Source organism: Pseudomonas sp. F-14 TE3623, from assembly GCF_053629015.1.
Genome location: NZ_JBRJHM010000001.1, coordinates 2,061,731 through 2,087,969 on the forward strand (window position 1 = coordinate 2,061,731; position 26,239 = coordinate 2,087,969).

At 60.1% G+C, this 26,239-nt stretch carries 27 protein-coding genes; 12 read left to right on the top strand and 15 right to left on the bottom strand.

Annotated elements, in window-relative coordinates:
* Positions 1-79: 79 nt before the first annotated feature.
* Both AB7M29_RS09310 and AB7M29_RS09315 read right to left on the bottom strand, forming a co-directional pair.
* Positions 80-2,530 (bottom strand): penicillin acylase family protein, encoded by a 2,451-nt coding sequence (locus AB7M29_RS09310; RefSeq protein WP_454246741.1) that lies wholly within the window; start codon positions 2,528-2,530, stop codon positions 80-82.
* Positions 2,531-2,729: 199 nt separating this feature from the next.
* Complete coding sequence (locus AB7M29_RS09315) at positions 2,730-3,374, bottom strand: glutathione binding-like protein (RefSeq protein WP_217856691.1); 645 nt, start codon at positions 3,372-3,374, stop codon at positions 2,730-2,732.
* A gap of 146 nt (positions 3,375-3,520) precedes the next feature.
* Here AB7M29_RS09315 and AB7M29_RS09320 point away from each other — a divergent pair, with 146 nt between their 5' ends.
* Positions 3,521-4,078, top strand: coding sequence for a cysteine hydrolase family protein (locus AB7M29_RS09320; RefSeq protein WP_454246742.1), 558 nt, complete (start codon positions 3,521-3,523; stop codon positions 4,076-4,078).
* 201 nt (positions 4,079-4,279) lie between these two features.
* Here the strand turns inward: AB7M29_RS09320 and AB7M29_RS09325 are convergent, their stop codons facing one another.
* Genes AB7M29_RS09325 through AB7M29_RS09340 form a run of 4 tightly spaced genes read right to left on the bottom strand, consistent with a single transcriptional unit; the run spans position 4,280 to position 6,025 of the window.
* Positions 4,280-4,507, bottom strand: coding sequence for an SEC-C metal-binding domain-containing protein (locus tag AB7M29_RS09325; RefSeq protein ID WP_454246743.1), 228 nt, complete (start codon positions 4,505-4,507; stop codon positions 4,280-4,282).
* Between the two features lie 5 nt (positions 4,508-4,512).
* Positions 4,513-5,004: an LEA type 2 family protein gene (locus AB7M29_RS09330; RefSeq protein ID WP_454246744.1), complete on the bottom strand. Its 492-nt coding sequence runs from the start codon at positions 5,002-5,004 to the stop codon at positions 4,513-4,515.
* A gap of 42 nt (positions 5,005-5,046) precedes the next feature.
* Positions 5,047-5,523: a YchJ family protein gene (locus AB7M29_RS09335; protein ID WP_454246745.1), complete on the bottom strand. Its 477-nt coding sequence runs from the start codon at positions 5,521-5,523 to the stop codon at positions 5,047-5,049.
* 4 nt (positions 5,524-5,527) lie between these two features.
* Positions 5,528-6,025, bottom strand: coding sequence for a DUF6231 family protein (locus tag AB7M29_RS09340; RefSeq protein WP_454246746.1), 498 nt, complete (start codon positions 6,023-6,025; stop codon positions 5,528-5,530).
* 201 nt (positions 6,026-6,226) lie between these two features.
* On the opposite strand from AB7M29_RS09340, the gene AB7M29_RS09345 reads away from it, so the two are divergent.
* The 4 genes from AB7M29_RS09345 to AB7M29_RS09360 all read left to right on the top strand — a co-directional run bounded on the left by AB7M29_RS09345 (position 6,227) and on the right by AB7M29_RS09360 (position 8,904).
* Positions 6,227-6,922 (top strand): OmpA family protein, encoded by a 696-nt coding sequence (locus tag AB7M29_RS09345; RefSeq protein ID WP_217856687.1) that lies wholly within the window; start codon positions 6,227-6,229, stop codon positions 6,920-6,922.
* A gap of 90 nt (positions 6,923-7,012) precedes the next feature.
* A complete protein-coding gene (locus tag AB7M29_RS09350) occupies positions 7,013-7,726 on the top strand; it encodes an OmpA family protein (protein WP_217856686.1) in 714 nt (237 codons plus the stop codon).
* 148 nt (positions 7,727-7,874) lie between these two features.
* On the top strand, positions 7,875-8,153 hold the full coding sequence (locus tag AB7M29_RS09355) for a DUF1145 domain-containing protein (RefSeq protein WP_123719787.1): 279 nt from the start codon (positions 7,875-7,877) through the stop codon (positions 8,151-8,153).
* On the top strand, positions 8,146-8,904 hold the full coding sequence (locus AB7M29_RS09360; protein WP_454246747.1) for a collagen-like triple helix repeat-containing protein: 759 nt from the start codon (positions 8,146-8,148) through the stop codon (positions 8,902-8,904). The genes AB7M29_RS09355 and AB7M29_RS09360 overlap by 8 nt, the downstream gene beginning before the upstream one ends.
* Before the next feature lie 148 nt (positions 8,905-9,052).
* Here the strand turns inward: AB7M29_RS09360 and AB7M29_RS09365 are convergent, their stop codons facing one another.
* Positions 9,053-9,517: a CopD family protein gene (locus tag AB7M29_RS09365; protein ID WP_454246748.1), complete on the bottom strand. Its 465-nt coding sequence runs from the start codon at positions 9,515-9,517 to the stop codon at positions 9,053-9,055.
* 99 nt (positions 9,518-9,616) lie between these two features.
* Here AB7M29_RS09365 and dinG point away from each other — a divergent pair, with 99 nt between their 5' ends.
* From dinG to pdxH, 5 genes are all read left to right on the top strand, one after another.
* Positions 9,617-11,761 carry an ATP-dependent DNA helicase DinG gene (gene dinG / locus AB7M29_RS09370; RefSeq protein WP_008005800.1) on the top strand — a complete coding sequence of 715 codons (2,145 nt, stop codon included), beginning with the start codon at positions 9,617-9,619 and terminating at the stop codon, positions 11,759-11,761.
* Positions 11,762-11,857: 96 nt separating this feature from the next.
* Positions 11,858-14,380: a beta-agarase gene (locus AB7M29_RS09375; RefSeq protein ID WP_454246749.1), complete on the top strand. Its 2,523-nt coding sequence runs from the start codon at positions 11,858-11,860 to the stop codon at positions 14,378-14,380.
* A 146-nt stretch (positions 14,381-14,526) separates the two neighbouring features.
* Positions 14,527-15,672: a serine hydrolase domain-containing protein gene (locus AB7M29_RS09380; RefSeq protein WP_217856682.1), complete on the top strand. Its 1,146-nt coding sequence runs from the start codon at positions 14,527-14,529 to the stop codon at positions 15,670-15,672.
* A gap of 112 nt (positions 15,673-15,784) precedes the next feature.
* Entirely contained in the window at positions 15,785-16,882 is a 1,098-nt protein-coding gene (locus AB7M29_RS09385; protein ID WP_454246750.1) for an OmpA family protein, read from the top strand.
* A 24-nt stretch (positions 16,883-16,906) separates the two neighbouring features.
* Positions 16,907-17,554: a pyridoxamine 5'-phosphate oxidase gene (gene pdxH, locus AB7M29_RS09390; RefSeq protein WP_217856680.1), complete on the top strand. Its 648-nt coding sequence runs from the start codon at positions 16,907-16,909 to the stop codon at positions 17,552-17,554.
* 5 nt (positions 17,555-17,559) lie between these two features.
* Here the strand turns inward: pdxH and AB7M29_RS09395 are convergent, their stop codons facing one another.
* Positions 17,560-17,796, bottom strand: a complete 237-nt coding sequence (locus AB7M29_RS09395) for a hypothetical protein (RefSeq protein ID WP_052966960.1) — start codon at positions 17,794-17,796, stop codon at positions 17,560-17,562.
* Positions 17,797-17,965: 169 nt separating this feature from the next.
* On the opposite strand from AB7M29_RS09395, the gene AB7M29_RS09400 reads away from it, so the two are divergent.
* Complete coding sequence (locus AB7M29_RS09400) at positions 17,966-18,430, top strand: outer membrane lipoprotein (RefSeq protein WP_095054089.1); 465 nt, start codon at positions 17,966-17,968, stop codon at positions 18,428-18,430.
* 87 nt (positions 18,431-18,517) lie between these two features.
* Here the strand turns inward: AB7M29_RS09400 and AB7M29_RS09405 are convergent, their stop codons facing one another.
* The 4 genes from AB7M29_RS09405 to nhaA form a co-directional block, all read right to left on the bottom strand.
* Positions 18,518-18,763, bottom strand: a complete 246-nt coding sequence (locus AB7M29_RS09405; protein WP_367616753.1) for a pyocin S6 family toxin immunity protein — start codon at positions 18,761-18,763, stop codon at positions 18,518-18,520.
* A 95-nt stretch (positions 18,764-18,858) separates the two neighbouring features.
* Positions 18,859-19,113 (bottom strand): colicin E3-like toxin immunity protein, encoded by a 255-nt coding sequence (locus tag AB7M29_RS09410; protein ID WP_217856679.1) that lies wholly within the window; start codon positions 19,111-19,113, stop codon positions 18,859-18,861.
* Between the two features lie 7 nt (positions 19,114-19,120).
* Complete coding sequence (locus AB7M29_RS09415) at positions 19,121-20,344, bottom strand: colicin E3/pyocin S6 family cytotoxin (protein WP_454246751.1); 1,224 nt, start codon at positions 20,342-20,344, stop codon at positions 19,121-19,123.
* A gap of 121 nt (positions 20,345-20,465) precedes the next feature.
* On the bottom strand, positions 20,466-21,653 hold the full coding sequence (nhaA, locus tag AB7M29_RS09420) for a Na+/H+ antiporter NhaA (protein ID WP_454246752.1): 1,188 nt from the start codon (positions 21,651-21,653) through the stop codon (positions 20,466-20,468).
* Between the two features lie 248 nt (positions 21,654-21,901).
* Here nhaA and AB7M29_RS09425 point away from each other — a divergent pair, with 248 nt between their 5' ends.
* A complete protein-coding gene (locus AB7M29_RS09425) occupies positions 21,902-22,999 on the top strand; it encodes a PLP-dependent cysteine synthase family protein (RefSeq protein WP_217856803.1) in 1,098 nt (365 codons plus the stop codon).
* A 116-nt stretch (positions 23,000-23,115) separates the two neighbouring features.
* On the opposite strand, the gene AB7M29_RS09430 is transcribed toward AB7M29_RS09425, so the two are convergent.
* The 3 genes from AB7M29_RS09430 to AB7M29_RS09440 form a co-directional block, all read right to left on the bottom strand.
* The gene (locus tag AB7M29_RS09430; RefSeq protein ID WP_052966952.1) at positions 23,116-24,729 is read right to left on the bottom strand and encodes an NAD(P)/FAD-dependent oxidoreductase; all 1,614 of its coding nucleotides are present in this window, start codon (positions 24,727-24,729) and stop codon (positions 23,116-23,118) included.
* 95 nt (positions 24,730-24,824) lie between these two features.
* Positions 24,825-25,490 (bottom strand): COG3650 family protein, encoded by a 666-nt coding sequence (locus tag AB7M29_RS09435; RefSeq protein ID WP_454246753.1) that lies wholly within the window; start codon positions 25,488-25,490, stop codon positions 24,825-24,827.
* 94 nt (positions 25,491-25,584) lie between these two features.
* A complete protein-coding gene (locus AB7M29_RS09440) occupies positions 25,585-26,184 on the bottom strand; it encodes a short chain dehydrogenase (protein WP_038979242.1) in 600 nt (199 codons plus the stop codon).
* Positions 26,185-26,239 lie beyond the last annotated feature (55 nt).

Below are 26,239 nucleotides of genomic sequence, written 5' to 3' on the forward strand. Positions count from 1 at the left end.
TGCTCGCGATAGCGATGGTGCATCCACATCAAGGGGACCGGCAGCATGCCTTCACGAGCAATCCCGGTCCCACTCGGGGTTACTTGCCAGGTGTCAGTGTCAACCGCGTCTTGCCATACACCTTGTCAAAGTTCTGCGGCTGCATCGGCAGGCTCATGTATTGCCCCTTGAGCCATGGATCGACGCTATCAAGATAATGCGCGCTGGCCGGGTTGCCGGATTGGCCGGTACCGTTCTGGCCCATCAGCGGTTCGGCCTGGCCGAAATCGACGATAAAGCGCATGGCCGGCGCCAGTGTGGTGTTGAAGTCCTGACCCCAGGTGAACGCGGCGGTGTTGAGCGTGGTGTGGTCGCCACCGGCTGGCAGCGGACCGCGTACGGTCTGGCCACTGGCGTTCTTCCACTCGTAGCGGTGCAGTTTGCCCCACTGCCAGGCTTTGTGATCGCCACCCAACTGGCTGTCGCCCGCACTGATCGCGGCCGCCAGGCTACGGGCGAGAATCGCCGGTTTGTCTTCTTTCTGCGTAGTGCGCAGGTCATCCCAGAACGGACTGTCCTCACGGCTCAGCAGGTGATCGGCCTGAGCCGCGTAAGACAACTTGCCGTTGGCGATAAAGGCTTTCCACGCCGGGGTGCTTTCCGGGCCGAGTTCGTCGAGGAAAATCTGTTTAGTACTTTCCTGCAGGAACAGCTCGTAGATCGCCGCGTCGGCGGAGGTCGGGCTGAGTTTGCCGTCGAAAGCCATCAAACGCGTATAAGCCTCGCGAGCCTTGCCACGATCGGCCACCGGCAGTGCTTCGATGGCCTGTTTGAGTGGCTGGGCCATGCCCGGCGCTTCAAACACCTTCTTCAGTTTGGCGGCGAAGGTGGTGGTCTGGTCGTATTGCATGGCGATCAGGCTACGCGTGTCGTGTTTGCCCACGCCCGCCAGTTCGGCCATGCGTTCGCCGCGTTCCGGTGTCGACCAGGAATTGGACAGCTGCATGCCGTAGCCATGGGGAATGACCCGCTGGTTGGCGGTGCCGAGCCAGCCTTGAGCCGGGTCCTGGTCATACGGATGGAGCATCGGGTCGGCGTAACCGTCCCAGTCGTAACGACCTTCCCAGCCCGGCGACGGCAGCAAGCCTTCGCCTTCGCGACGGTTCGGGTAGCGACCGGTAACTTGCCAGCCGATATTGCTGGCACCGGCAAACACCAGATTCAGGGCGATGGCGCGTATCTCACGGCTGGCGTCCGAGGCTTTCTCGACACTCTGCGCTCGGGACAGATCGAAAAAGGCGTCCAGGGTTTTGTCGTCGGTGAAGTTCGGCGTCTGCAAGGCCAAGCCGAAACCATTTGCCAGTGCGGTGCCTTGGGCGCTGTTGAGCAACGGCCCATGGCGGGTTTCGTACACCGCTTCGCGGATCGGCTTCTGGCCTTTGACGAAGTAGGTTTCGTTGCGCACGATCGCCGGCTGCCATTTGCCGCTGACTTCGTAGGAAAGGCCACTGCCCTGACGTTTGATTTTTTCCAGGAACAGGTCCTGGTTGTCGCCCATGACCGTGGTCATGCTCCACGCCACTTTGCCGTTGAAACCACCCAGCACCATGGGTAACCCGGCAATGGTCACGCCGGAGGCCTGGTATTTCGGCGCGCGAATCTGCACGTAACTGAACAACGACGGCACGCCCAGCGGCCCATGGCTGTCGCTGGCCAGAAGGCTTTTACCGCTGCGGCTGCGTTGCGGGGCGATCGCCCAGTTGTTCGAAGACGTGGCGCCCAGCAAGTTCAGGTCGGACAGCTGGCCCGTAGCCCTGCTGATTTCGCTCAGCCCCGGGATTTGTCCGTTGAGCTTGATACCCTGGAGTTTTTCCGCTTCTGCGACCGGCAGTTTTTCATCGGGAGCGGACGGCACAAGCCACGCCAGCTTGTCGGTACTGACTGTCTGGGCCAGCATCAATGAGGAAATTTCTTCCGGCAGATTCGCCGATTGACTGAAATTCAGCAGGCAGAAAATCAGCGCCGAGTCTTCTGGTTTCCAGTACTCAGGCTTGTAGCCAGTGGCCGCGAGATCGGCAGGCAGTTTGTCGCGGTAGCGGAACAGGTAGGCGTTGACCCCACGGGCATAGACTTCGAAGAAACGCTTGAGGCGCGGCGAAGAGGCCTTGTACAGCTCACCCGCGCTTTTCTTCAGATTGACTGCACGCATGTAGCGGTCGGCATCGAGCAGGTCCGAACCGGACATCTCCGCCAGACGGCCCTGGGCGAGCAAACGCAGAGTGACCATTTGGCTGATGCGGTCGCTGGCATGCACGTAGCCGAGGGTGAACAGCGCATCGTGGAAGCTGTTGCTCTCGATCAGCGGCATGCCCATGGCATTGCGCCGAATCGAAACGTTCTGCGCCAAGCCTTTGAGCGGTTGCACGCCTGAGGCCGGCGGGAGGGTGTCTTGAGTGTTCCAGGTCTGACAACCCGTCAGGCTTAAAACACCGGCCACTGCTGCGGCAACGCCGAACCGGGGAAGAAAATGTGTGAGGGCTGGCGAGGCCATGGCAAAGCTCCTGCGGGGGTAGTGACGCAATAAAGGCGCTACGTTAGTGAGCAGGAGGTGGGCGCGCAAGCGGGGTACAGATCTTATTTCGGGATTTAATTGTTAAACCCAAAAGATCGCAGCCTTCGGCAGCTCCTACGGGTGTACGCCGATTCCCTGTAGGAGCTGCCGAAGGCTGCGATCTTTTGATCTTTCTCTATCAGGATTTAGGTGGATTAATCTTGGCCACCAACGCATACGCCTTCACCGTCGCCGGGCGGTTCTGGATGTGGTTGAACCAGCGCAGTACGTTGGGGAAGTCTTCCAGGTTCTGGCTCTGCCACTTGTGAGAAACGATCCACGGATAGATCGCCATGTCGGCAATGCTGTATTCGCTGCCGGCGACAAAGTCATTGTTGGCCAGTTGCTTGTCGAGCACCCCATAGAGGCGGGCGGTTTCATCGATGTAACGTTTGATCGCGTAGGGGATTTTCTCTGGTGCGAACTGGCTGAAGTGATGATTTTGCCCCGCCATCGGCCCCAGGCCACCCATCTGCCAGAACAACCATTGCAGCGCTTGCTGGCGACCGCGCAGGTCTTTGGGCAGGAACCTGCCGGTTTTCTCCGCCAGGTACAGCAGAATCGCCCCCGACTCGAATAATGCCAACGGCTCACCGCCATCGACCGGCTCATGATCGACGATGGCCGGGATTTTATTATTCGGCGAGATCTTCAGGAACTCGGGTTTGAACTGGTCGTTTTGGCTGATGTTAATCGGGTAAACGTTGTACGGCAGGCCGGCTTCTTCCAGGAATATCGAAATCTTGTGGCCGTTGGGGGTGGTCCAGTAATACAAGTCGATCATGAAGTACTCCAAATCAAGAGACATCGTCAGGTACGGACAGCGACCGTCGGCATCAGGTCGTCCTGTTTGCGTTTGATGGCTTGCCAGTAGCAAGAGGTGATGCTGAAGTGCGGGGAATTCAATGCCCCAGCAGGAGAAAAGTCGGCATGGAGCTCAAGACAAACGCGGCGCTGATCATCATCGATCAACAAAAAGGCATTCTGCATCCCAGGTTGGGCCGCCGAAATAATCCTCAGGCCGAAGAGCGCATGCTGGAACTGCTGGTGCATTGGCGTCTTACCGGGCGGCCGGTGATTCATGTGCAGCACCTGTCCCGCTCAGAGGACTCAGTGTTCTGGCCGCAGCAATCGGGGGTGGAATTTCAGGAGCGCTTTCAACCATCGATGGGTGAGTGGCTGATTCAGAAGCAGGTGCCAGATGCCTTTTGTTCGACAGGACTGGAGGCGCGTTTGCGCGAGGCGGGGATCGATCAGTTGATCATCGTTGGCGTGGCGACCCACAACTCGGTGGAGTCCACGGCGCGAACGGTCGGGAATCTGGGGTTTGAAGCGTGGGTTGCGCAGGATGCGTGCTTTACCTTCGACAAGGCGGATTTTTTCGGTAACGCCCATTCAGCCGAGGAAGTGCATGCGATGTCGCTGGGTAATTTGCATGGCGAATATGCGACGGTCGTCGGCACAGCAGAAATATTAACGGCTGGCTGAAAACCTGTGGGAGCGAGCCTGCTCGCGATAGCGTTCTAACTGCCAAATTGATAGTGAATGTGCCGCCGTCATCGCGAGCAGGCTCGCTCCCACAGTTGATCGGCGGTGCTCACAATTTTGTGTGTTCACAAAAGATACCTGTGGGAGCGGGCTTGCTCGCGAAGACGATTCAACAGGCGAAAAAGATATCCGCCCGAAGCATCAAGCGCCGTGGCACTTCTTGAATTTCTTGCCATTGCCGCATGGGCAAGGATCGTTGCGGCCGACGTCTTTCAGGGCGTTGCGCACCGGTTCCTGGTGGGCGTGGCCGCAGTTCGGGCCGTGGACATGGCCATGGTCGTGATCATGGTGGTCGTGATGGTTGTGATGGTTGTGATGGTCATGATCGTGGTTGCAGTCAGGGCCATGGACATGAGGTTGCTGAGTCATCGGGGTCACTCCGGAATTAAATCGGCGGCGATTATCACGCCATTACGCGCCAGGTGCACGTAGTGCGCGATGAATAAACCGGTTTCCAGTTCACCTTCCAGACGATAGGGAATGGGGTGATCGGGTTTTTTCAGCAATTTCACCAGGTCCCGGACTTTCGGCCAAAGGTTGGTGCGGATCGGCACTTTAAAATAAGCGCTGCGTTTGGGGCCGACCGTGAACCAGTGTTCGTGCTCACCTTCGGCCAGCAGTATGTCCCCGAGGTGAATGCGATATTCCAGGGCGCGTACCGTCAGGTCTTGGTCATTGGGATTGTCGACGCGAAAGTGCAGCAGGAACTTCTGCTCCAGTAGTTTGGCCCGGACCACTTCGACCTTGACCAGATGTACTTGCGGCTCTGGCAGATCGTTGTCGAAGTCGAACCACGACGCACAGCCGCCGAGCCCCAGAAACAGGAGCAGGGTGAGCAGCTGTAATGCGCGTCGTTGACGGGTCATGGTGAGTTATCTCCCTTGAGACCCAGTCTAGCCTTGGTCAACTCAAGCGCCGAAATAACTCGCGCAGCACTTCTTGAACTTCTGCCCGCTGGCGCACGGGCACGCATCATTACGCCCGGCCTTGAGTAACACGGTGGGGTCGATGAAATACCAGTGGCCGGCGTTCTGTACGAATGACGAACGTTCGCGGTGGCTGTGTTCGCCGCTGCTGTCGTGCCAGCGAGCGGTGAAAGTGACGAAAGCGTGCTCCGGCTGACCGCCGAAAACCTCGGCGCTTTCGACCTCCAGGCCCAGCCAGGTGCTTTGGGCGCTCCAGTCGCTGATCGACTGGCGATCCAGGCCGGCCTGTTGTGCGGGCAGGGTGGTCGCCACCAGATAGTCGATCAACCCCAGTACATAGGCGCTGTAGCGCGAACGCATCAAGACTTCGGCGCTGGGGGCGGGGTGGCCGGCGTGGTAATGACCGCAGCAGGCATTGAGCAGCGTGCCGCTGCCGCAAGGGCAAATGGATGTACTCATTGAGTTACCACCAATATTTCCCGAAATTTTCCGGATTGGCCCAGAAGCGTGAGTTCAGCCAGTCGGGCACCTGTTTATAGTCAAGCAGATCATAGGTGAACAGGGTCAGTACTTGATCGTCGCGCTGGAAGCGTTCGCTGGCTTGCAGCGCCAGGGAGAAAAAGTCCGTCTCCTGCCAACCGCATGCCGGCAAGTCGGCCAGTACCGCAATGCGACTGGCATTAAGGTTACGTATGCCGCCAAGCAGATTCAGGCCGTCGCGCTTGGGCAAGTGTTCGAGACAATCGACCACCAGCGCCAGATCAAACCGTTGTGCTGCCAACTCGGCGGGCAGTGTCCCGGGTGCAGCAAAGGAGACGATGCTGTCCGGGTGCGCGAGCTTGAATGCCTCAAGCGCGGGGAATTCGCTAGCGCCAATCAGCAACAGACGCGCCGGGGCATAACGATCAAGCAAAGCGGCCAACGCCTGCTGGGGCGTGCGCGAAGAAATACCTGCAATCATCGAAGATCCTCAATCAGAGCGCCAAGACTAGCCTGCCCCAACGTCCGGGCCTAGTGTCCTTTCTTGCGGGTTTAGCTAAAAAGCGCCGATCTTCCGCGAACACGGGGAAAAACAGCAATGGCCTATTGCTGGCGGAGATTAAAAGTCGGGTCTTTACTCCCTAGAATCGGTTTTAAGCCGATCCCTCAGGAGAAGAACTAGATGAGCATAATTCGGACAGCATTACCCTTGGTTCTGCTAACCAGTGTGTTGACTGGTTGTGCAGGCTTGCAGAAAACCGACTGGCCGTCCTGTGCGGCGGTCGGTGGTGTCATTGGTGCAGGGCTCGGCGCGACCGAGAGCTCGGCATGGGCGGGGTATGGCGCGCTGGTGGTCGGCGGCACGGCAGCCGCCTATTGCTGGGTGCACGGCGATGGCGACGAAGACGGCGATGGCGTGCCGGACAGTCGCGACAAGTGCCCGGGTACACCTAAAGGCGTGCGGGTCGATGCCGACGGCTGCCCTCCACCAGCGCCTGCGCCGGTGGTCGAGGAGGCTGCGGTGGTCAAGGAAGAAGTCATCGTTATCCGTGATGTGCACTTCCAGTTCGACTCGGCCAAGCTCACCCCTGCCGATAAAGACGTACTCAACACCATTGCCACGCGCCTGAAACAGGAATCCTCCAGCGCCCAACTGACCGTGACCGGTCATACCGATAGCGTCGGCAGCGATGCCTACAATCAGAAACTGTCGGATAGACGCGCCCATTCGGTGGTGGAATACCTGATTTCCCAAGGCGTGCCACGCAGCAGTTTCGTGACTGTGACCGGTGCCGGTGAAAGCCAGCCGGTGGCCGATAACAAAACTGCGGACGGCCGTGCGTTGAACCGTCGCACGGAAATCAAAATCAACCGCTAGATCCCTTGTGCTCCGCGGCTTGTACAGTCGCGGATGCGGGTCTTTACTCCTGTGTGACCGGTATGGGCCGGTGACACAGGAGCATTCACAATGAGCGTTCTCACAAGGACCGTCTTCCCGGTTCTGCTGCTTGGCAGTCTTCTGACCGGTTGTGCGACTCACAGCGATGGCACTGCCCCCCTCAATCAACGTACGTGGCCGATCTGCAGCGTCATTGGCGGACTGGTCGGTGGCGGTTTGGGCGCAATTGAAAGCAGTGCCTGGGCCGCGGGTGGAGCGGCGCTCGGAATCTTGACCGGTGGCCTGATCTGCTACGCCCAGGATGGCGATGAAGACGATGATGGTGTTTTCGATCGACGCGATCGCTGCCCTGATACACCTGCCGATACCCCTGTCGAACATCACGGTTGCCCGCTGCCGCAATACCCGGCCAGCGTGAAACCTGTCGAACCACCGGTATCCGAAGTCATCACCCTGAATGGCAACGTGCTGTTCGCTTACAACCAATCCAACCTGATGCCCGAAGCGCGCAGTGAGCTGGATTCGCTGATGGCTAAATTGCAGAACGCCGATGTGGTGAGCGTTAAAGTCATCGGTCATACCGACAGCCAGGGTTCGGACGCCTATAACCAGAAACTGTCGGAACGTCGTGCCAGCAGCGTGGCGGCCTACCTGTTGAGTCAGGGGCTGGCGCCGAACAAACTCACCAGCGAAGGCCGGGGCGAAAGCCAGCCGGTGGCCGATAACGACACGGAAGAAGGGCGGGCGCAAAACCGTCGCGTGGAGTTGCACATCAATCGCTGAGCCCTATGATAGAGCCGTCGGACGACCATTCAGGTTGTTCCGGCGGCCAAGTGGCGACCTTCCGGAAGAATTTTTTGTTGGCCTCTGGCTTATCCCGCGCGTAAGCCGTTACTGTGCGCGCAAAGAATAATTCTCAACGGGGGCGCGTATGAAGGTGTTTTGGGGGCTGGGAAAGTTATTGACCCTGCTGTTCTGGTTAGTGGCGCTGGTCAATCTGCTCATACCGTTTATCCATCCCTTTCACCTGCTGATCAATTTTGCAGGCAGCCTGTTGGCAGGGCTCCATCTTCTGGAGTTGGTGTTCTGCAACCGCAGCCTCAAAGGTCGAGCCCACCCTTGGCGTGATCGTCTGAAGATTGTCTTTTTCGGCGTTTTCCACCTGCAAACCATTCCGGCCCCGGCCGCTTCGAAGGCCTCCCATGCGTAAACTCTGTCTGCTCGCTGCACTTATCAGCCCATTGGCCTGCGCGCAGGTGGTGAGCGTCGAAACCAACTCGCTGATGCGCTTGCCTAACACGGCCAGTACCTTGCAACTGGAACGGCTGGAAGTCGCCGATTACGGCACCTTGCTGATTCCCTCGAACGTGACCGAAGTGACGGTCGGCGAACTGCGCCTGGGACGCGACGCGCGGATTGCCATTGTGCCGAGCGAACAAGCCCTGGCGTTGAAGGTCAGCCGTGCCGAGTTGGCCGAAGGCAGCCAGATCACTGCGCGGGGCGCGCCGGGGACTTACCTCAAGGCCGCTCGCTCCGGGCGCAATCTGGATGTGCAGATCAAAGCGTTGAACGCGCCGCAATTGTCCGTAGACGCTCGCGGTGGCGCGGGTGCTCCAGGTTTTGTCGGCCTTGATGGGGCTAATGGTCAAGCACCGGGTTGTACCTGGGGCCAGGCCGGTCGCGGCGCCGATGGCAGTGATGGCAGCGACGGCCAGCCAGGCGCACCAGGGGCGCTGGTTCGGCTGGAAGTGCCGCGTGATTACCCGACGGAGCAGATCAAGGTCGAGGTTGCAGGCGGGGTTGGTGGCGCGGCAGGGCTTGGTGGCAAACCGGGAGCGGGTGGCAAGGCCAAGGGCTGCGTCGTCTATAAAGCCGATGGTGGCAAGAGTGGTCGTCCCGGTGCCGATGGCCAGCCAGGGCCTGCGGGAGTGGCGGGTTCGGTGAGCATTCAACGGATGTAAGCCCTCCTGTGGCGAGGGAGCTTGCTCCCGCTGGGTCGCGAAGCGGCCCCAAAACCAGCGACCCCATTCTTTCAGAATGAACGCGGTGATTTACGACTGCTTCGCAGCCGAACGGGGGGCACAAAAGCTCCCCCAAACTACATATTCCTCAGAACATCGGCCGAGCCGCAGCAATCGCCACCAGCGCCAACCCGACCACCAGGTTAATCCCCACCAACCGACGAATCCGGCCCAGCACCGCTGCGCCCGCCGGCCAATCCTGAGCCGTTACCGCTGTGCGCAACTCTGGCAGCAGCAACGCCTGAATCCGGATAAACAGCGCTGTCATCACTACATACAATCCCATCATCACCTGCACATACCGCGGCGCGGCTTCAAATCCGGAGAACTGCAGATGAATCATGCCCACGCCGCTGATCGGCAAAAGCACCACCGCGATCCAGACCCAGCGGAAAAAACCTTGAAACACTTCCACCCACAGCTTCAATCGGGCAGGGCCTTCCAGCGCCTTCATCGCCGCGGGGCGCAAGACCATCCAGGCGAAAAACATGCCGCCGACCCACACCAGGGCGGCCAGTACATGCAGGGTATAAACGATGCCAAAAGGTGTCATTGAGGTACTCCGTTCTGCGCGGGATTAATTAGCGGGGTATGATAGCGGCCGATCCGAACCACTGAAAATTTATCCAGCGTTTTTTGCGCCCGACAATCCATGATCAGCACCGAACTCAAAACCACGATCCAGGGCGCCTACTCGCGTTTTCTCGAAGCCAAGAGCCTCAAGCCGCGCTACGGCCAACGCCTGATGATCGCCGAAATAGCCAAGGTCCTCGGTGCCATCGACACCGACGATGAAGGCCGGCGCAGTGGCGACCCCGCGATTGTCGCGGTGGAAGCCGGCACCGGTACCGGCAAAACCGTGGCCTACAGCCTGGCGGCCATCCCCACCGCGAAGGCCGCCGGCAAGCGTCTGGTGATCGCCACGGCCACCGTGGCCCTGCAAGAGCAGATCGTCTACAAGGATTTGCCCGACCTGATGCGCAACAGCGGACTGAATTTCAGCTTCGCCCTGGCCAAGGGCCGCGGGCGCTACATGTGCCTGTCCAAGCTCGACATGTTGCTCCAGGAAGGTCACGCGCAGACTGCCACCGCGCAGCTGTTCGAAGAGGAAGGCTTCAAGATCGAGGTCGATGAAGCCAGCCAGAAGCTGTTCACCAGCATGATCGAGAAGCTCGCCGGCAATAAGTGGGACGGCGACCGCGACAGTTGGTCGACAGCGCTGGAAGACGCCGACTGGGCGCGCCTGACTACCGATCACAGCCAGTGCACCAACCGTCATTGCCCGAACTTCGGCCAGTGCGCCTTCTACAAGGCCCGCGAAGGTATGGGCAAAGTCGACGTGATTGTTACCAACCACGACATGGTCCTGGCCGACCTGGCTCTGGGCGGCGGCGCGGTTCTGCCCGATCCGCGGGACACCATCTACGTATTCGACGAAGGCCATCACCTGCCGGACAAGGCTATCGGTCACTTCGCTCACTACACGCGTCTGCGTTCCACTGCCGACTGGCTGGAAACCACCGCCAAGAACCTCACCAAATTGCTCGCCCAGCACCCCTTGCCGGGGGATCTGGGCAAGTTGATCGAGCAGGTGCCGGAGCTGGCGCGGGAGATCAAGACCCAGCAGCAGTTCATGTTCAGCGCCTGTGAGCAAGCCGCCGACTTCAAGCCCGGCGAAGACGTCGAAGGCCGTGAGCGCCCACGTCACCGTTTCGTCGGCGGGGTGATTCCCGAGCACATGCGCGAAATGGGCATCGAGCTGAAGAAGGGCTTTGCCCGCCTGACCGACCTGTTCACCCGGCTCACCGAACTGCTCAAGGAAGGCATGGACGGCGAGGTCAATATCGGCATCGCCAGCAACCAGGCCGAAGAGTGGTATCCGCTGTTCGGCAGCCTGTTGTCGCGTTCTTCGGGCAATTGGGAGTTGTGGACCGCTTTCACTGTCGAAGACCCGGAAGACAACCCGCCCATGGCCCGTTGGCTGACCCTGGCCGAAAGCGGTTCGCTGTTCGATATCGAGGTCAATGCCAGCCCGATCCTCGCGGCGGACATGCTCCGGCGCAACCTGTGGAACGTGGCCTACGGGGCGCTGGTGACATCGGCGACCCTGACCGCTCTCGGCACTTTCGACCGCTTCCGCATGCGTGCCGGCCTGCCTAAAACAGCCGTCACCGCGGTGGTCCCGAGCCCGTTCCATCACGCCGACGCCGGTGTGCTGCGGGTGCCGGACCTGAAAGCCGACCCGCGTGACGCGCCGGCCCACACCGCGGCGATCATTCGCGACTTGCCGCAACTGGTAGAAGGCTCCCGTGGCACCCTGGTGCTGTTCTCCTCTCGCAAGCAGATGCAGGACGTGTTCGACGGTCTGGATCGCGACTGGCGCAAGCAAGTGTTCATTCAAGGCAACCTGTCGAAGCAGGAAACCCTGAACAAGCACAAGGCGCGAGTTGATGGCGGGGATTCGAGCGTGCTGTTCGGTCTGGCGAGTTTCGCCGAAGGTGTGGATTTGCCCGGTGCCTACTGCGAGCACGTGGTGATCGCCAAGATTCCGTTCTCGGTGCCCGACGATCCTGTCGAAGCGGCCCTGGCGGAATGGATCGAGGCTCGCGGTGGCAATCCGTTCATGGAAATCTCCGTGCCGGACGCTTCGCTGAAACTGGTCCAGGCCTGCGGTCGCTTGCTGCGGACCGAAGAAGACCGCGGCACCATCACCTTGCTCGACCGCCGTCTGGTCACGCAGCGCTACGGCAAAGCTATTCTCAATGCATTGCCGCCATTCCGTCGTGAAATTTCCTGATGCACCGGTGGGCAAATAGGCCCGCCGCGTTGTCTACCTCACTGCCACCGCTTTTCCACTGGCCCATTGATGGTCGCTTGGGAGATCCACGTTCCTATGATTCGCCGTTCGTTGCCTGCTGTTTTTGCCTTGATGTTCGCAGCCCCTTTGCTGGCAGCCCCTGCCGGCCAGCAAACGTTGTTCAACTTTGTGCGTCCCGCCGACGTGGTTCAGGTGGCGACGCAGGACGCCAGCCTGCCGCAATCGAACGCGGAGCAAACGGCCGAAGGCGAAGTGCTGCGTCGCGTGACTTTTAATCCGGTCGCCCAGCCGACCTTGCGCCTGACGCCGCAGACCGGTGCCTGGGACTGGTCGCAGTCGGGCGTCATGAGCCTGCGGATCCAGAGCGCGATGAACTGGGCCGTGACCTTGTACGTGAAAATCCAGAGCAACGACGGCAAGACCTTGCTCAGCCGTGTCGATCTGCCGGCCGGCCCTGCGCAAACCCTGCTGGTACCACTGCAACCGAGTTCACCTTTGAGCCAGGGCATGAAAGCCGGCCCGCCGATGCCGATCACCTTCGAAGGCCAGCGTGTATTGCTGGCCAGCAGCACCGGTGAGCTGGACCGCAGCCAAGTAGTGTCGGTGACCTTGTCGATGGATCAGCCGAAAGTCGCCCAAAGCATCCTGCTCGAGCGCTTCGGCGTGCAGGATGGCGAGGCGGTCACCAAGGCCGCTTATGGCGCTTTGGTGGATGCTTACGGCCAATCGACCCGGGCCAAGTGGCCGGAGAAGGTCAGCAGCGACGAGCAACTGAAGTCCGCGGCGGCCAAAGAACAGCAACAACTGAAAACCTGGCTGGCCGAGCGCGAGAAGCAGTCCCTGGACAAGTTCGGCGGCTGGACCAAAGGCCCGGCGTTCAAGGCCAGCGGCTTTTTCCGCACCGAAAAGCGTGACGGCCGCTGGTACCTGGTGACCCCGGAAGGGCATCCGTTCTATTCCCTCGGCGTCAACAGCGTGAACCCGAGCGTCAACCAGACCTACGTCGCCGGTCGCGAGTGGATGTTCGAGTCCTTGCCCAAACCCGACGAGCCTCTTGCCAGTTATTATGGTGAAGGCGACAACCGTGGCGGTAATGGCGCCGATCAGGGACGAGCCTACAATGTCGGGCGCTGGTACGATTTCTATGGCGCTAACCTGCAGCGTCTGTATGGCAAACCTTGCGCACCGGGCAGCGAGACCAAGGCCGGTGTCGCTGAAGCAGCCAAGGCCGATGCGGTCGAGGCGGCGACCGATAAGGCTGCCGAGCAATCAGCCGCTCCTGCGGCGACCGAATCCGCGGCTGGCGTTGCCGACGCGGCCAAGACCGGCGCCGTTGAAGCGTCAGTCGAAAAAGCGGCCGAGCAAACGGCCGCCGAGCCCTGCAAAGTGGTTTTCGACGAACAACGCTGGGCCAGTCATACCCTCGATCGCCTGCAAGCCTGGGGTTTCAACACCCTTGGCAACTGGAGCGCCCCGGGGTTTGGCAACGCGGACCGAGTGCCATACACCTTGCCGCTGTCGATCGTCGGCGATTACGCCAGCATCAGCACCGGTACCGATTGGTGGGGCGGCATGCCTGACCCGTTCGATCCGCGTTTCGCCATGGCCACCGAACGCGCCGTGGCCATCGCCGCCCGCGACCATCGCGACGATCCGTGGCTGATCGGTTACTTCGCCGATAACGAACTGGCTTGGGCAGGTCCCGGCGCTGACCCGAAGGCCCGTTATGCGTTGGCCTATGGCACTTTGAAAATGACCACCGATGTACCGGCCAAACGTGCCTTCCTCAAACAACTGCGTGACAAGTACCGCAACCAGGCGGGCCTTTCCAAAGCATGGGGCATTGATCTGCCGGCCTGGGAGTTGATGGAAGACCCGGGTTTCGTGCCGCCGCAGCCGAGCGCCGAATACCCGGAAATCGAAGCCGACTTCAAATACTTCCAGAAAGTCTTCGCCGACACGTACTTCAAAACCGTCTCCGATTCGCTCAAGTGGCATGCGCCGAACCAGTTATTACTGGGTGGCCGTTTTGCCGTCAGCACCCCGGAAGCCGTCGAGTCCTGCGCGCAATACTGCGACGTGTTGAGCTTCAATATGTACACCCTGCAACCTCAGGACGGTTATGACTTCGCCAGACTGCGCAGCCTGGACAAACCGGTGCTGATTACCGAGTTCAACTTCGGATCAAAGGATCGCGGCCCGTTCTGGGGGGGCGTGACGCAACTGGCGAAAGAAGAAGATCGCGGCCCGGCTTACGCCAACTTCCTCAAACAAGCGATGAGCGAACCGTCGATTGTCGGGGTGCACTGGTTCCAGTACCTCGATCAACCGGTGACCGGTCGCCTGCTGGACGGCGAGAACGGTCACTTCGGTCTGGTGGGCATTACCGATCTGCCGTTCCAGGGCTTTGTCGACACTGTGCGCAAAAGCAATTTGCAGGCTGTCGATCAGCTCGGCAAAGAGGCCGAGAAGGCCAGGGCCGAGGCGGAAAAAGCCACCGAGAACCACGAGGGCGAGGGCGGCAAGCAAGGTGCTGCCGACAAGGGGGCGGAGCAGGGCGCCGGCCATGCGGGTGGGCATTCGGGCAATGGTCATTGAGTCTGATACACCACAGGGATCGCACCATCGATGTCTGAGGCATTCTCAAGGCCGGGCGACCGCCCGGCCCAACCCTGTTCCCAAAACCCTCAAGGGCTGGAACAATGCGGGCCACTTTGTAGAGCGTTTATCCGGGAGAGTTGCGGGTGCAGATTCAGGGTCATTACGAGCTTAAGTTCGAAGCGGTGCGCGAAGCTTTTGCGGCGCTGTTCGACGATCCTCAGGAGCGTGGCGCGGCGTTGTGCATCCGGATTGGCGGGGAAACCGTTCTCGACCTCTGGGGCGGTACCTCCGACAAGGACGGCACCGAAGCCTGGCACAGCGACACCATTGCCAACCTGTTTTCCTGCACCAAGACCTTCACCGCCGTGACCGCGCTGCAACTGGTGGCCGAAGGCAAGCTGCAACTGGATGCTCCAGTCGCTCGCTACTGGCCCGAGTTCGCTGCCGCCGGCAAAGAATCCGTGACCCTGCGCCACTTGCTCTGCCATCAGGCCGGCCTGCCTGCTTTGCGCGAGTTGCTGGCCCCTGAGGCACTTTACGACTGGCAGACCATGGTCGATGCCCTGGCCGCCGAAGCGCCGTGGTGGACGCCAGGTGAAGGTCACGGTTATGCGGCGATCACCTATGGCTGGCTGGTCGGTGAGTTGCTGCGTCGCGCCGATGGTCGTGGGCCGGGTGAGTCCATCGTGGCACGGGTCGCGAAGCCTTTGGGGCTGGACTTCCACGTCGGCCTCGCCGACAAAGAGTTCCATCGCGTGGCACATATTGCCCGTAGCAAGGGCAACCTCGGCGATGCCGCGGCCCAGCGCTTGCTGCAAGTGACCATGCGTGAGCCGACGGCCATGAGCACCCGGGCCTTCACCAACCCACCGTCTATAATGACCAGCACCAACAAACCGGAATGGCGGCGCATGCAGCAGCCGGCCGCCAATGGCCATGGCAATGCCCGCAGCCTGGCCGGGTTCTACGCCGGTCTGCTCGATGGCAGCCTGCTGGAAAGCGAAATGCTCGACGAGCTGACCCGCGAACACAGCGTCGGCGAAGACAAGACTTTATTGACCAGGACCCGCTTCGGCCTGGGTTGCATGCTCGATCAACCGGACGTACCCAACGCCACCTACGGCCTCGGCCCACGGGCGTTCGGTCACCCCGGCGCCGGCGGCTCCATCGGTTTTGCTGACCCAGAATACGATGTGGCCTTCGGCTTTGTGACAAATACCCTGGGGCCGTACGTCTTGATGGATCCACGAGCCCAAAAGCTTGTGCGAGTACTGGCCACTTGTCTGTAAATCACGCTTAAGGGGGCCAGGGCCGGAACCCGAAAGCCTTTGTGGTTTCAAAGCGCTGTTTATCCGGGCTAACCCGGTCTGATTCTTCATTACTTCATTTTGTGGATATCCAATGTCATCCAATAAAACTCTCGCCCTGGCCCTGTGCTTCGCTATCACCGGTTGCGCACAAACCCCACAAAATGACGCAGACGGCGGCAGCTGGTGGCCGTTCGGCTCTTCCGACAAGGTTGCGACCAAAGACCCAGCCCCAGCCCCGCTGAAACCTGCTGCAACAGCACCCGTCGCCAAGGCTGACAGCGCATCCCCTTGGTACTGGCCGTTCGGTTCCGATGACGCTGCCGACAAAGTGGCCAAACTGGACGTGAAACCGGAAATTAAACCTGAAGCCAAGCCGGCCGTTGCAGCCAAGGCTGAAGCTGATGCTGGTGGCAATTGGTGGTGGCCGTTCGGCGGCAAGGAGCAGAGCACCGCTAAGGCCGTGCCGATGCCCGACCCGAAAGTCACCCAGGCCTGGCTCGACGACTACGAACCGCGCCTGCGCGAAGCGATCAAGGACAGCAACCTGAAACTTGAGCGCCGCGAGAACGTGCTGGTCGTCACGGCACCGGTAGAAGGCTCGTTCAACCCTGACCGTCCGTCCATGCTGCTGCCGGTGACCCTCGGCCCGTTCACCCGTGTCGCGAAAATCCTCGAAGTCGATCCAAAGACTGCCGTGCTGGTACTCGGTCACAGTGATACGTCGGGCGCCGCACCGGCCAACGTGAAGCTGAGCCAGGAACGCGCCCAGGCAGTGGCGGCGATCTTCCGTCTCAGCGGTCTGCAGCGTGATCGCCTGATGCTGCGCGGCATGGGTGGTGAGGCTCCGCGTGCCGCCAACGACAGTTCTGAAGGTCGTGCCTTGAACCGTCGCGTCGAGCTGTTGGTGACCCCGGCAAATACCATGGTCGCGTTGCTGAGCAAGTACAACATGCCGGCTCCTGCACCGGTGAAAACCATGATCGCTGCGCAAGACATCAAGCCAGTGGCCAAGCCTGTGACCCCGGCGCCTGCTGCGAAGAAAGCGGCTGTCCCGGCGACGAAAAAGGCACCGGCCAAGAAAGCAGCCGCCAAGGCTCCAGCCAAAAAAGCAGTGGTGAAAAAGACTGCGCCCGCTAAAGCCGCTGTCGATACCAAGAAAGTCGCTGTCGCCGATGACACAAAGAAGTGATTCGTTAACCAAAAGGAATGCGCCATGACCCGGCCCTTGGCAGATATGCGTCGCGACTACACCCGAGATGGCCTGACCGAGGCGCAAGCCCCGGCCGAGCCGTTCGCGCTGTTCCATCAGTGGTTTGCCGATGCGGTGAAAACCGAGCAGGTGCCGGTGGAGGCGAATGCCATGACGCTGGCCACCGTCGATCAGGACGGTCGGCCGCATTGCCGTATTCTGCTGCTCAAGGGCCTGGACGAGCAGGGCTTCACCTTCTTCACCAACTACGAAAGCGACAAGGGTCAGCAACTGGCAGCCAATCCATTTGCGGCCATGACGTTCTTCTGGCCGGCCCTGGAGCGCCAGGTGCGCATCGAAGGGCGGGTGGTGAAGGTCACGCCTGAAGAGTCCGACGCTTATTATCAGGTTCGTCCTCTGGGCAGTCGTCTCGGTGCCTGGGCCTCGCCCCAGAGCCGGGTGATCGCCGATCGCGGCGAACTGGAAGCGCTGCTCAAGAACACCGAGCAACGTTTCAGCGATACTCAGCCTCACTGCCCCGAGCATTGGGGCGGTTATCGCTTGCTACCCGAGCGCATCGAATTCTGGCAGGGCCGTCCGAGCCGTCTGCACGATCGCCTCAACTACCGCTTGCAAGGCGCCGACTGGGTTCGGGAACGCCTGGCGCCGTAAATAGTCTACCGATCGGGATACCCTGCCGCAGCGGCCTCCAGCCACTGAGGCAGGTCCCGCCGCTTGATCTTCTGCGTTTGAGCGTTCGCCAGTTGCTGGAGCATAAAGGCTCTTTTCTGTTGGTCTTTACCCGCCAGTGACAACGCCAGATCGCGGTCCATCCAGCGTTTGATCCGCACGTACAGCCACCAATGGAAGTACAAGCCGGCGACGGTCGTGACGACAATGATGAAGTAATCCATGAAAATCCTTGGGTCAGCGGCGCAGATTTTGTAATTTGACGCTACTGTGTGGTGAGTTCGAAAAAGCGCCTGTATCGGGCCTGAATGAAACCAATTTTATCCGGGTGAAGTCGTGACAGGCGTCAAGCTGCGGAGTTTAATGGATACCTGTCCTATGGAGTTTGATGCTATGCGTAAGTCTGTTCTGCTGGTTGCTTCCTTTTCCACGATGGCGATGTTGCTCACTGGCTGCCAATCGAGCTTGACCGGTGACTCCTACTCCCGTGACGAAGCGCGTCGTGTGCAGACGATTCGCATGGGTACCATCGAAGCTCTGCGTCCGGTGAAAATCGAAGGCACCAAAACCCCAATCGGTAGCGCCGCTGGTGCAGTCGTGGGTGGTGTCGGCGGTAGCGCCATCGGCGGTGGTCGCGGCAGTATCGTCGCAGCGGTCATCGGCGCTGTCGCCGGCGGCCTGATGGGCTCGGCTGCCGAAGAAGGCCTGACCCGTACGCAAGGTGTTGAAATCACCGTGCGCGAAGACGATGGCAGCATGCGCGCCTACGTGCAGGAAGTTCAGCCAAACGAAGTGTTCCGTGTGGGTGAGCGGGTGCGGATCGCCACTGTTGATGGTACGAGCCGCGTTGCGCACTAAGCGGAACGGGTAACACAAAACCCCGATCAGGTGACTGGTCGGGGTTTTTTGTGTCTGCTGCTTTCAGTGACGTCAGATTCAATATCGTTAGTTTTGGCAAAGTCCCATGTAGTACACCAAGTCGTCTCTGAAAGAGTCGCCAACCAGTTCCATAATCGTGCTGACTTGAGGTGGGGATAATTTGTGCTCGCCCATGGGGACATCCCACAAGGTTGGCCGGTCCATAACGTTAAGCACCGCCCGCTCTAAGGCCCGCGGCACATCTTTTTCGTACTGCAATGAATCGTCCGGGTTTGGTTCGTCGAAGAAACCGGTGATTACGATAAATATCATTCTTGTGCTGTCGCTTGGTTGGGGGCGTTGAGTGATTGTTCAGGGGCCGCGCCGGTACCGATGAAATATTCCAAGCCTTCGGGGAAGTTGGGGAATTACCATACTTGCCGATATCGGAACGCAACCTGGTAATCAAAAGCGGCAGTATTAATCTTATGCTTGAACAGAGGCTGAAGCTCTGGCACCCACGCCGATAAAACATCAAATCCACCGTCGTAGATTTCGCTTTCCGCCATCAAGCCTAATGCTTCGATGATTGAACCATCGTCGCCAAGGTCTGCGGAGTACTCCTTTCCTTCCGCTATTTCCGTTTCCTTGTCATACCAATCCAATCTGACTTTCAGTCCCATGCCATCCTCACAAGTACTTTTTAATGCTGCGGTTTTTCTTGGGCGGATCTATTTGCTCGCCTGTTGTATGGTCGAACGAGCCTAGATGGCTTCCATCGCTTGCACGATAAGCTTCCAGCTCCCCGTGCAAAGAGTCCCATTCATAAATTGTTCGACCTTTGGCATCAATCCAACGCTCTCGAAGTCCACCACCCCCTTGTCGTGGGGTTTTCTTTTTTGCTACTTTCAAACCCGAGAAGCCAGTGATTTCCTCTGTTTCAGGTGCAGAGTGATAGTCGTGATCGGGGTTAGGAATTCGTCTTCCAGCAACACTCACCACAATATAAACCGGCACCACCCCCGAATCCGCTGGAAACACCAGAATGAAATCCTTGTACTCAGGCGGGTACACCGGGTTCACGATGATGCTGTCAGCCGCCTTCGTCGGCGGGTAAACCCAGATGTGCGGTGCTTGCGGTGCGGCTTCCAGCGCGGGGATGCCGAGGATGTTTGAACCGTCCTCGGCCGGTGTCCAGATCAGCTCAACGCCATCCCCAAGATCAGCCACCTGCTGACTGCCGCGCAAGGTGAATTGCGCGACATCGACCATTTCCCAGTCACGGTTTTTGCCGGTGTAGAACCCGTATCCCTTGAGACTGCCGTCAGCCTGTTGCTCGACCCGCAGGCGCACGCGGGTGCGGGCCTGATTAAGGGCGCGCAATTGGTCTTCGGTGTAGAGCGAGCTGTCGCCAAGGCTCGACGGTATGACCAGGGCCACCAAGCCTGCCAAGGTGGCCGCAGCGGTGCTGGCGGCGACTGCGGGCAGTGCGGCGAACGCTGAGCCGGCCAAAGCAAAGCTGCCGAAACCTGCCGGAATCGCAGTGCTACTGATTTTCTTGAGCGGCACGACACCGCTTTCATCGGCCTCGCGAGCGCCGAGCAGAACCAGCTCGCCGTAATCTTTCAGGCTGTCAGTCGGAATAACGCCGGAGGGAGTCGTGTAGTCGATGATTGCGTCGGGCAGCTTGCAGGACTTGGCGAACACGCATCCGGCGCGGCCAACGTCATCCTTTTTCGCAGCGACTTGAAGGCTGTCTTCGAAGGCCTGCTGCCTGGCGAGCATGGCGTCGTAGGCATTTTGCCTGGCGTCCCGCTCCGCCAACTCGGTGGCCGTCATGTAGCGGTGGGTGACGTGATGCCCGTCGCCTGACGGTGGGTTTTGAACCCGGGGAATGTCCTTGTTGCCAGCCACTGATTGTCCCTTCGCTCGTCCATCGGCAACCCCCGAAAGAGGGGCTGCGCGACGTTAACGAACGTGGCTAATCGTGGCTGTAGGACGAATCCTGAATGTCGCTAAGAGTGTTCTCTATCGTTCAGGACTGCAGTGCAGTGCTCTTGCGACTCGCCGCCGCCGTCACTGCATAACCGATCAATGCCGCCAGAATTGAGCCGGTCAGAATCCCCATTCGATCCATCCCGGCGTATTCACTGGTGCCGGGCACGAAGGCCAGGGAACCGACAAACAGGCTCATGGTGAAACCGATGCCGCAGAGGATCGCAACACCCAATACCTGACCCCAGTTGGCGCCTTGGGGCAGGGTGGCGATGCCGATTTTTACCGCCAGCCAGGTCAGGCCGTAGACACCGATGGTCTTGCCCAGCAGCAGGCCGACGGCGATGCCCATCGGCACGTCGTGGGTGAAGCTTTCGACGGTCACGCCGCTCAGGGACAGGCCGGCATTGGCGAAGGCAAACAGCGGCAGGATGCCGTAGGCCACCCACGGATGCAGGGCATGTTCCAGAGTCAGCAGCGGTGAAGGCTCGGCGTTTTTTGTGCGCAGGGGAATGCAGAAGGCCAGGGTTACACCGGCCAGCGTGGCGTGCACACCGCTCTTGAGCACACAGACCCAGAGGATCAGGCCGATGATCATGTACGGCCCTAGCTTCACCACGCCGAGTCGATTCATCCCGATCAAGGCCGCGATGCAGGCCGCAGCCAGCGCCAGGGACAAGGTCGACAGTGCGCCGGAATAGAAGATCGCGATGATGATGATCGCGCCCAGGTCGTCGATGATTGCCAGGGTCATCAGGAACAGTTTCAGCGACACCGGCACGCGTTTGCCCAGCAGGGCCAGTACGCCGAGGGCGAAGGCGATGTCGGTGGCGGTCGGGATCGCCCAGCCACTCAAGGCAGGCGGGTTGTCGCGATTGAGGAACCAGTAGATCAGCGCCGGTACCACCATGCCGCCAATCGCCGCCGCGCCGGGCAACACGATCTGCGATGGTTTCGACAGTTGGCCGTCGAGAACCTCACGTTTCACTTCCAGGCCGATCAGCAGGAAGAACAGGGCCATCAGGCCATCGTTGATCCACAGCAGCAGCGGCTTGGCGATCTTCAGCGCGCCGATCTGAGCCACCACGGGGGTGTCCAGCAAGCCGCTATAGAGCCACGACAGCGATGAGTTGTTGATGATCAAGGCGAGAGCGGCCGCGGCGATCAATAACAGACCGCTGGCAGCTTCCAACTGAAAGAAACGCGTGAACGTGCTACGCAGAGGCAAGGTCGCTCTCCATCGATGAATTCAAAAGGTGGCACACCCTAACCCGTACCGTTAGTTGTTAAAACAAAAGTTATATTCTTTTTTGTTATATAGCGTTACAACGTCGGCAGTCAGGAAAGGCCAGAGCCTAGCAGTTGCCGAACGTATTGGACCTCAGCTGTATCTGTGCATGATGTAGGTTCTTTCCTAAGCTTGTGGGCTGAGGCTTGCGACAAGGCCGATTCTTTGCCTGATTCAACGAGAAAACCATCATGAGCGACAATCGACAGTGGGCCCGCGAAGCCATCCGGATCATCGAAGCCGACTTCCAGCGCAGCGCCGATACCCACCTGATCCCCTTGCCGCTGCCGGGGTTGCCGGGCATCGAGTTGTATTTCAAGGATGAGTCGAGCCATCCCACCGGCAGCCTGAAACATCGGCTGGCGCGCTCGTTGTTCCTCTACGCCCTGTGTAACGGCTGGCTCAAACCCGGTGCGCCAGTGATCGAAGCCTCCAGCGGTTCGACGGCGATTTCCGAGGCGTACTTCGCCCGGTTGCTGGGGTTGCCGTTCATTGCGGTGATGCCCGCGACCACGTCCAAGGAGAAGATCGCGCAGATCGCTTTTTATGGTGGCAAGAGCCATTTGGTGGACGATCCGACGCAGATTTACGCCGAGTCCGAACGCCTGGCTCGCGAACACGATGGGCACTTCATCGACCAGTTCACCTACGCCGAGCGCGCCACCGACTGGCGGGCGAACAACAACATCGCTGAATCGATCTTCCAGCAGATGCGTTTCGAGCAGCACCCGGAACCGAGCTGGCTGATTTCCAGCCCCGGCACCGGAGGCACTACCGCGACGCTCGGCCGTTACGTGCGCTATAGCCAGCATTGCACCCGCGTGCTGTGCGCCGATGCCGAGCGTTCGGTGTTCTTCGATTATTACCAGACCGGTGATGCCAGCCTGCGCCTGGATTGCGGGTCACGGATTGAAGGCATTGGTCGGCCGCGGGTGGAAGCGTCGTTCCTGCCCAAGGTGATCGATGCGATGGTCAAAGTACCGGACGCGTTGTCGCTGGCGGCCATGCATTACCTGGCGCAGCGTTTGGGGCGACGGGTCGGCGGATCGAGCGGGACCAACCTGATCGGCGCCTTGATGGCAGCCCAGCAGATGGTGGCGGCGGGGGAGTCGGGGTCGATCGTGGCGATTTTGTGCGATGGCGGCGAGCGCTATGCCACCACCTATTACGATCAGGCCTGGCTCAAGGCCCAGGGGTATGAGTTGAGTGGTTTGATGGATGCCGTGGCGGCGAGTGTCGAGCGCGGCGAGCCGCTGCCATCGACGGTACTACGCGCCAACATCTGACACACCGAAACCAAATGTGGGAGCGGGCTTGCTCGCGAATACGGTTTCACATTCAACAGAGATGTTGGCTGATCCACCGCTTTCGCGAGCAAGCCCGCTCCCACATTTAAATTGGGTCAGGCCTCGAGGCCAAGGATGTCGCGGGCCACCGCTTCGGCTATCCGAATACCGTCGACGCCCGCCGACAGAATCCCGCCCGCATAACCCGCGCCTTCACCGGCCGGGAACAAGCCTTTCACGTTCAGGCTCTGCATCGACTCGTTACGGGTAATCCGCAGCGGCGATGACGTGCGCGTCTCGATCCCGGTCAACACGGCGTCGTGCAACGAGTAGCCACGAATCTGCTTCTCGAACGCCGGCAAGGCTTCGCGAATCGCTTCGATGGCGAACGCCGGCAAAGCCAGGGCCAAATCGCCCAAGGCAACACCCGGCTTGTAGGACGGCTCGACGCTGCCCAACTCAGTCGACGGTTTGCCGGCAATGAAGTCGCCAACCAGTTGCGCCGGCGCTTCGTAATTGCTGCCGCCCAGCACAAAGGCGTGGGATTCCAGGCGTTCCTGCAACTCGATGCCAGCCAGCGGACCACCTGGATAATCGACTTCCGGGGTGATCCCGACGACGATCCCGGAGTTGGCGTTGCGCTCGTTACGCGAGTACTGGCTCATGCCGTTGGTGACCACGCGATTCGGCTCGGAGGTCGCCGCCACCACGGTGCCGCCCGGGCACATGCAGAAGCTGTAGACCGAGCGTCCGTTGCTGGCGTGGTGCACCAGCTTGTAGTCGGCAGCGCCGAGTTTCGGGTGCCCGGCGTATTTGCCCAGGCGCGCGCGGTCGATCAGCGACTGCGGGTGCTCGATGCGGAAGCCCACCGAGAACGGCTTGGCTTCCATGTACACGCCACGGCCGTGGAGCATGCGGAAGGTGTCCCGGGCGCTGTGGCCGAGGGCCAGAATCACGTGTTTCGAATGGATCTGCTCGCCGCCATTGAGCTCGACGCCGACCAGTTGGCCGTCCTCGATCAACACATCGGTGACGCGCTGCTGGAAGCGCACTTCGCCGCCCATGGCGCGAATCTGCTCACGCATGTTTTCCACTACACCGGTGAGACGGAATGTACCGATGTGCGGTTTGCTGACGTAGAGGATTTCTTCCGGCGCGCCGGCCTTGACGAACTCGTGCAAGACTTTGCGACCGATGAATTTCGGGTCCTTGATCTGGCTGTAGAGCTTGCCGTCGGAGAACGTACCCGCGCCGCCTTCACCGAACTGTACGTTGGATTCGGGGTTGAGCACGCTTTTACGCCACAGGCCCCAAGTGTCCTTGGTGCGCTGACGCACTTCGGTGCCACGTTCGAGGATGATCGGCTTGAAGCCCATTTGCGCCAGCAGCAGCCCGGCGAAGATCCCGCACGGGCCGAAACCCACGACGACAGGACGTTGCTCAAGATCAGCCGGCGCCTGGCCGACCACTTTGTAGCTGACATCCGGCGCCACGTTGACGTTACGGTCATCGGCGAATGTGTGCAGCACCGACGCCTCATCGCGAACGTTGAGGTCGATGGTGTAGATGAAGCACAGTTCGGAGGACTTTTTGCGCGCATCGTAGCTGCGCTTGAACAAGGTGAAGTCGAGCAGGTCATCACTGGCGATGCCCAGACGCTGCACGATGGCAGGGCGCAGGTCTTCTTCGGGATGGTCGATCGGCAGCTTGAGTTCGGTGATTCGTAACATGACGGGATCCGGTTCGCGGGGCGCACAACTGCGCCAAGGCGTTTGAGGCCCGCGATTATAAGCCTCAAAGGATGATTCCCGTGAGGCTAAAACGATCAGTCGTTACGCGATCCGCCGAAATACCCACAGCCGCGTTGCACCTTGCCATCGATGCGCAGCTCGGCGCTCATGTGCTGCACGCTGCCGGTGCTGCTGTCGACGCAGCGTTGCGGCGCGACCCAGAGCTCGATGCGCTGATTATTGGCTTCGGTGCTGAGGTTGAAGCGGCCATCGCCCAGTTGCTCTTCAACATACGGCAGGGCCAAGGGCGGCTGACCGGCGCGGTCGATGACCATGCCCTTGCCGCTGACTTTGACGTTCCATTCAGGACCGTGGCCGGCGGCGCGCAGAATCAGCTGTTTGAAATTGGGATCGTCGCACGCCGTGCCCGAGCGCTCGACGCGATACAGCTGCTCCAGATCGAGTCGGCTATCGGCACCACTGGCAACGATCCGACCGCGCACGTCGGCAAACAATTTGCCCTGGTCGTCGGCCAGGGTTGCGGCCTCTTGCAGGACGCTGGTGCCGCCGGTGTCGTTGACCACATAACTGCGCTGCTCGTTGCACGGTTGGAACAGCAACTTGCCATCGGCCGCCGTCAACTGGCCCTGCATGCGGGTCTGGCCCACATGGGAAGCACTTTCGCGCGGGCCATCAAGCAACTGGCAGGCGGCGAACAGCGGAAGCAGGGCAACAAGCACTAAGGAACGGGCAACACGCATCTTTGAGTCTCCTGACAAGTGTCGCCACGTTACTTAGCCTGACCGCTCATCACAACCCTGCAATGTCCTCGCTTTCCTACAGGGCGTGTTTGGTTTAGCCGACGCGGTAAGTCTGGCCGGTCTGTAAGCCTTCCACGCTTTTTGCGTAGGCCAGTGCCACTTCGGCGGCGGGAACTGGTTTGAAACCACGGAAGTACGGGGCGTAGCTGCCCATGGCTTCGACCAGCACATTCGGGCTGACCGAGTTGATGCGCAGGCCGCGCGGCAGTTCGATCGCCGCTGCACGGACGAAGCTGTCCAGGGCGCCGTTGACCATGGAGGCCGAGCTGCCGGTACGAATCGGATCGTGGCTGAGGATGCCGGTGGTAAAGGTGAATGACGCACCGTCATTGGCGAATTCCCGGCCGATCAGCAGCAGGTTGACCTGGCCCATCAGCTTATCCCGCAAGCCGAGCTCGAAGTCTTGTTCGGTCATAGTCGCCAGCGGCACGAAGTTGACGCTGCCAGCGGCGCAGATCAGGGCATCAAAGTTGCCGGTCTGTTGGAACAATTTGCGGATCGAGGCGCTGTCACTGATGTCGACCTGGAACTCACCGCTTTTACGGCCGATACGGATGATTTCGTGGCGTTGGGACAGCTCATGGTCAATCGCCGAACCGACGGTGCCAGAGGCGCCAATCAAAAGAATTTTCATCGTGCTGTACCTGAATGGGTTGGATTGAATTTCAAGTTTAGAGTGGTTTTTTCCA

What these genes read in the sequence shown, in the direction of transcription:
- AB7M29_RS09400 (WP_095054089.1), top strand. Translation starts at nt 17,966, where the DNA reads ATGCGTAAGTCTGTTCTGCTGGTTGCTTCCTTTTCCACGATGGCGATG.
- AB7M29_RS09430 (WP_052966952.1), bottom strand. Translation starts at nt 24,729, where the DNA reads ATGTTACGAATCACCGAACTCAAGCTGCCGATCGACCATCCCGAAGAA.
- AB7M29_RS09435 (WP_454246753.1), bottom strand. Translation starts at nt 25,490, where the DNA reads ATGCGTGTTGCCCGTTCCTTAGTGCTTGTTGCCCTGCTTCCGCTGTTC.
- AB7M29_RS09365 (WP_454246748.1), bottom strand. Translation starts at nt 9,517, where the DNA reads ATGACACCTTTTGGCATCGTTTATACCCTGCATGTACTGGCCGCCCTG.
- AB7M29_RS09405 (WP_367616753.1), bottom strand. Translation starts at nt 18,763, where the DNA reads ATGATATTTATCGTAATCACCGGTTTCTTCGACGAACCAAACCCGGAC.
- AB7M29_RS09440 (WP_038979242.1), bottom strand. Translation starts at nt 26,184, where the DNA reads ATGAAAATTCTTTTGATTGGCGCCTCTGGCACCGTCGGTTCGGCGATT.
- pdxH (WP_217856680.1), top strand. Translation starts at nt 16,907, where the DNA reads ATGACCCGGCCCTTGGCAGATATGCGTCGCGACTACACCCGAGATGGC.
- AB7M29_RS09385 (WP_454246750.1), top strand. Translation starts at nt 15,785, where the DNA reads ATGTCATCCAATAAAACTCTCGCCCTGGCCCTGTGCTTCGCTATCACC.
- AB7M29_RS09345 (WP_217856687.1), top strand. Translation starts at nt 6,227, where the DNA reads ATGAGCATAATTCGGACAGCATTACCCTTGGTTCTGCTAACCAGTGTG.
- AB7M29_RS09320 (WP_454246742.1), top strand. Translation starts at nt 3,521, where the DNA reads ATGGAGCTCAAGACAAACGCGGCGCTGATCATCATCGATCAACAAAAA.
- AB7M29_RS09375 (WP_454246749.1), top strand. Translation starts at nt 11,858, where the DNA reads ATGATTCGCCGTTCGTTGCCTGCTGTTTTTGCCTTGATGTTCGCAGCC.
- AB7M29_RS09395 (WP_052966960.1), bottom strand. Translation starts at nt 17,796, where the DNA reads ATGGATTACTTCATCATTGTCGTCACGACCGTCGCCGGCTTGTACTTC.
- AB7M29_RS09335 (WP_454246745.1), bottom strand. Translation starts at nt 5,523, where the DNA reads ATGAGTACATCCATTTGCCCTTGCGGCAGCGGCACGCTGCTCAATGCC.
- AB7M29_RS09310 (WP_454246741.1), bottom strand. Translation starts at nt 2,530, where the DNA reads ATGGCCTCGCCAGCCCTCACACATTTTCTTCCCCGGTTCGGCGTTGCC.
- AB7M29_RS09330 (WP_454246744.1), bottom strand. Translation starts at nt 5,004, where the DNA reads ATGACCCGTCAACGACGCGCATTACAGCTGCTCACCCTGCTCCTGTTT.
- AB7M29_RS09325 (WP_454246743.1), bottom strand. Translation starts at nt 4,507, where the DNA reads ATGACTCAGCAACCTCATGTCCATGGCCCTGACTGCAACCACGATCAT.
- AB7M29_RS09410 (WP_217856679.1), bottom strand. Translation starts at nt 19,113, where the DNA reads ATGGGACTGAAAGTCAGATTGGATTGGTATGACAAGGAAACGGAAATA.
- AB7M29_RS09355 (WP_123719787.1), top strand. Translation starts at nt 7,875, where the DNA reads ATGAAGGTGTTTTGGGGGCTGGGAAAGTTATTGACCCTGCTGTTCTGG.
- AB7M29_RS09315 (WP_217856691.1), bottom strand. Translation starts at nt 3,374, where the DNA reads ATGATCGACTTGTATTACTGGACCACCCCCAACGGCCACAAGATTTCG.
- AB7M29_RS09350 (WP_217856686.1), top strand. Translation starts at nt 7,013, where the DNA reads ATGAGCGTTCTCACAAGGACCGTCTTCCCGGTTCTGCTGCTTGGCAGT.
- dinG (WP_008005800.1), top strand. Translation starts at nt 9,617, where the DNA reads ATGATCAGCACCGAACTCAAAACCACGATCCAGGGCGCCTACTCGCGT.
- AB7M29_RS09360 (WP_454246747.1), top strand. Translation starts at nt 8,146, where the DNA reads ATGCGTAAACTCTGTCTGCTCGCTGCACTTATCAGCCCATTGGCCTGC.
- AB7M29_RS09340 (WP_454246746.1), bottom strand. Translation starts at nt 6,025, where the DNA reads ATGATTGCAGGTATTTCTTCGCGCACGCCCCAGCAGGCGTTGGCCGCT.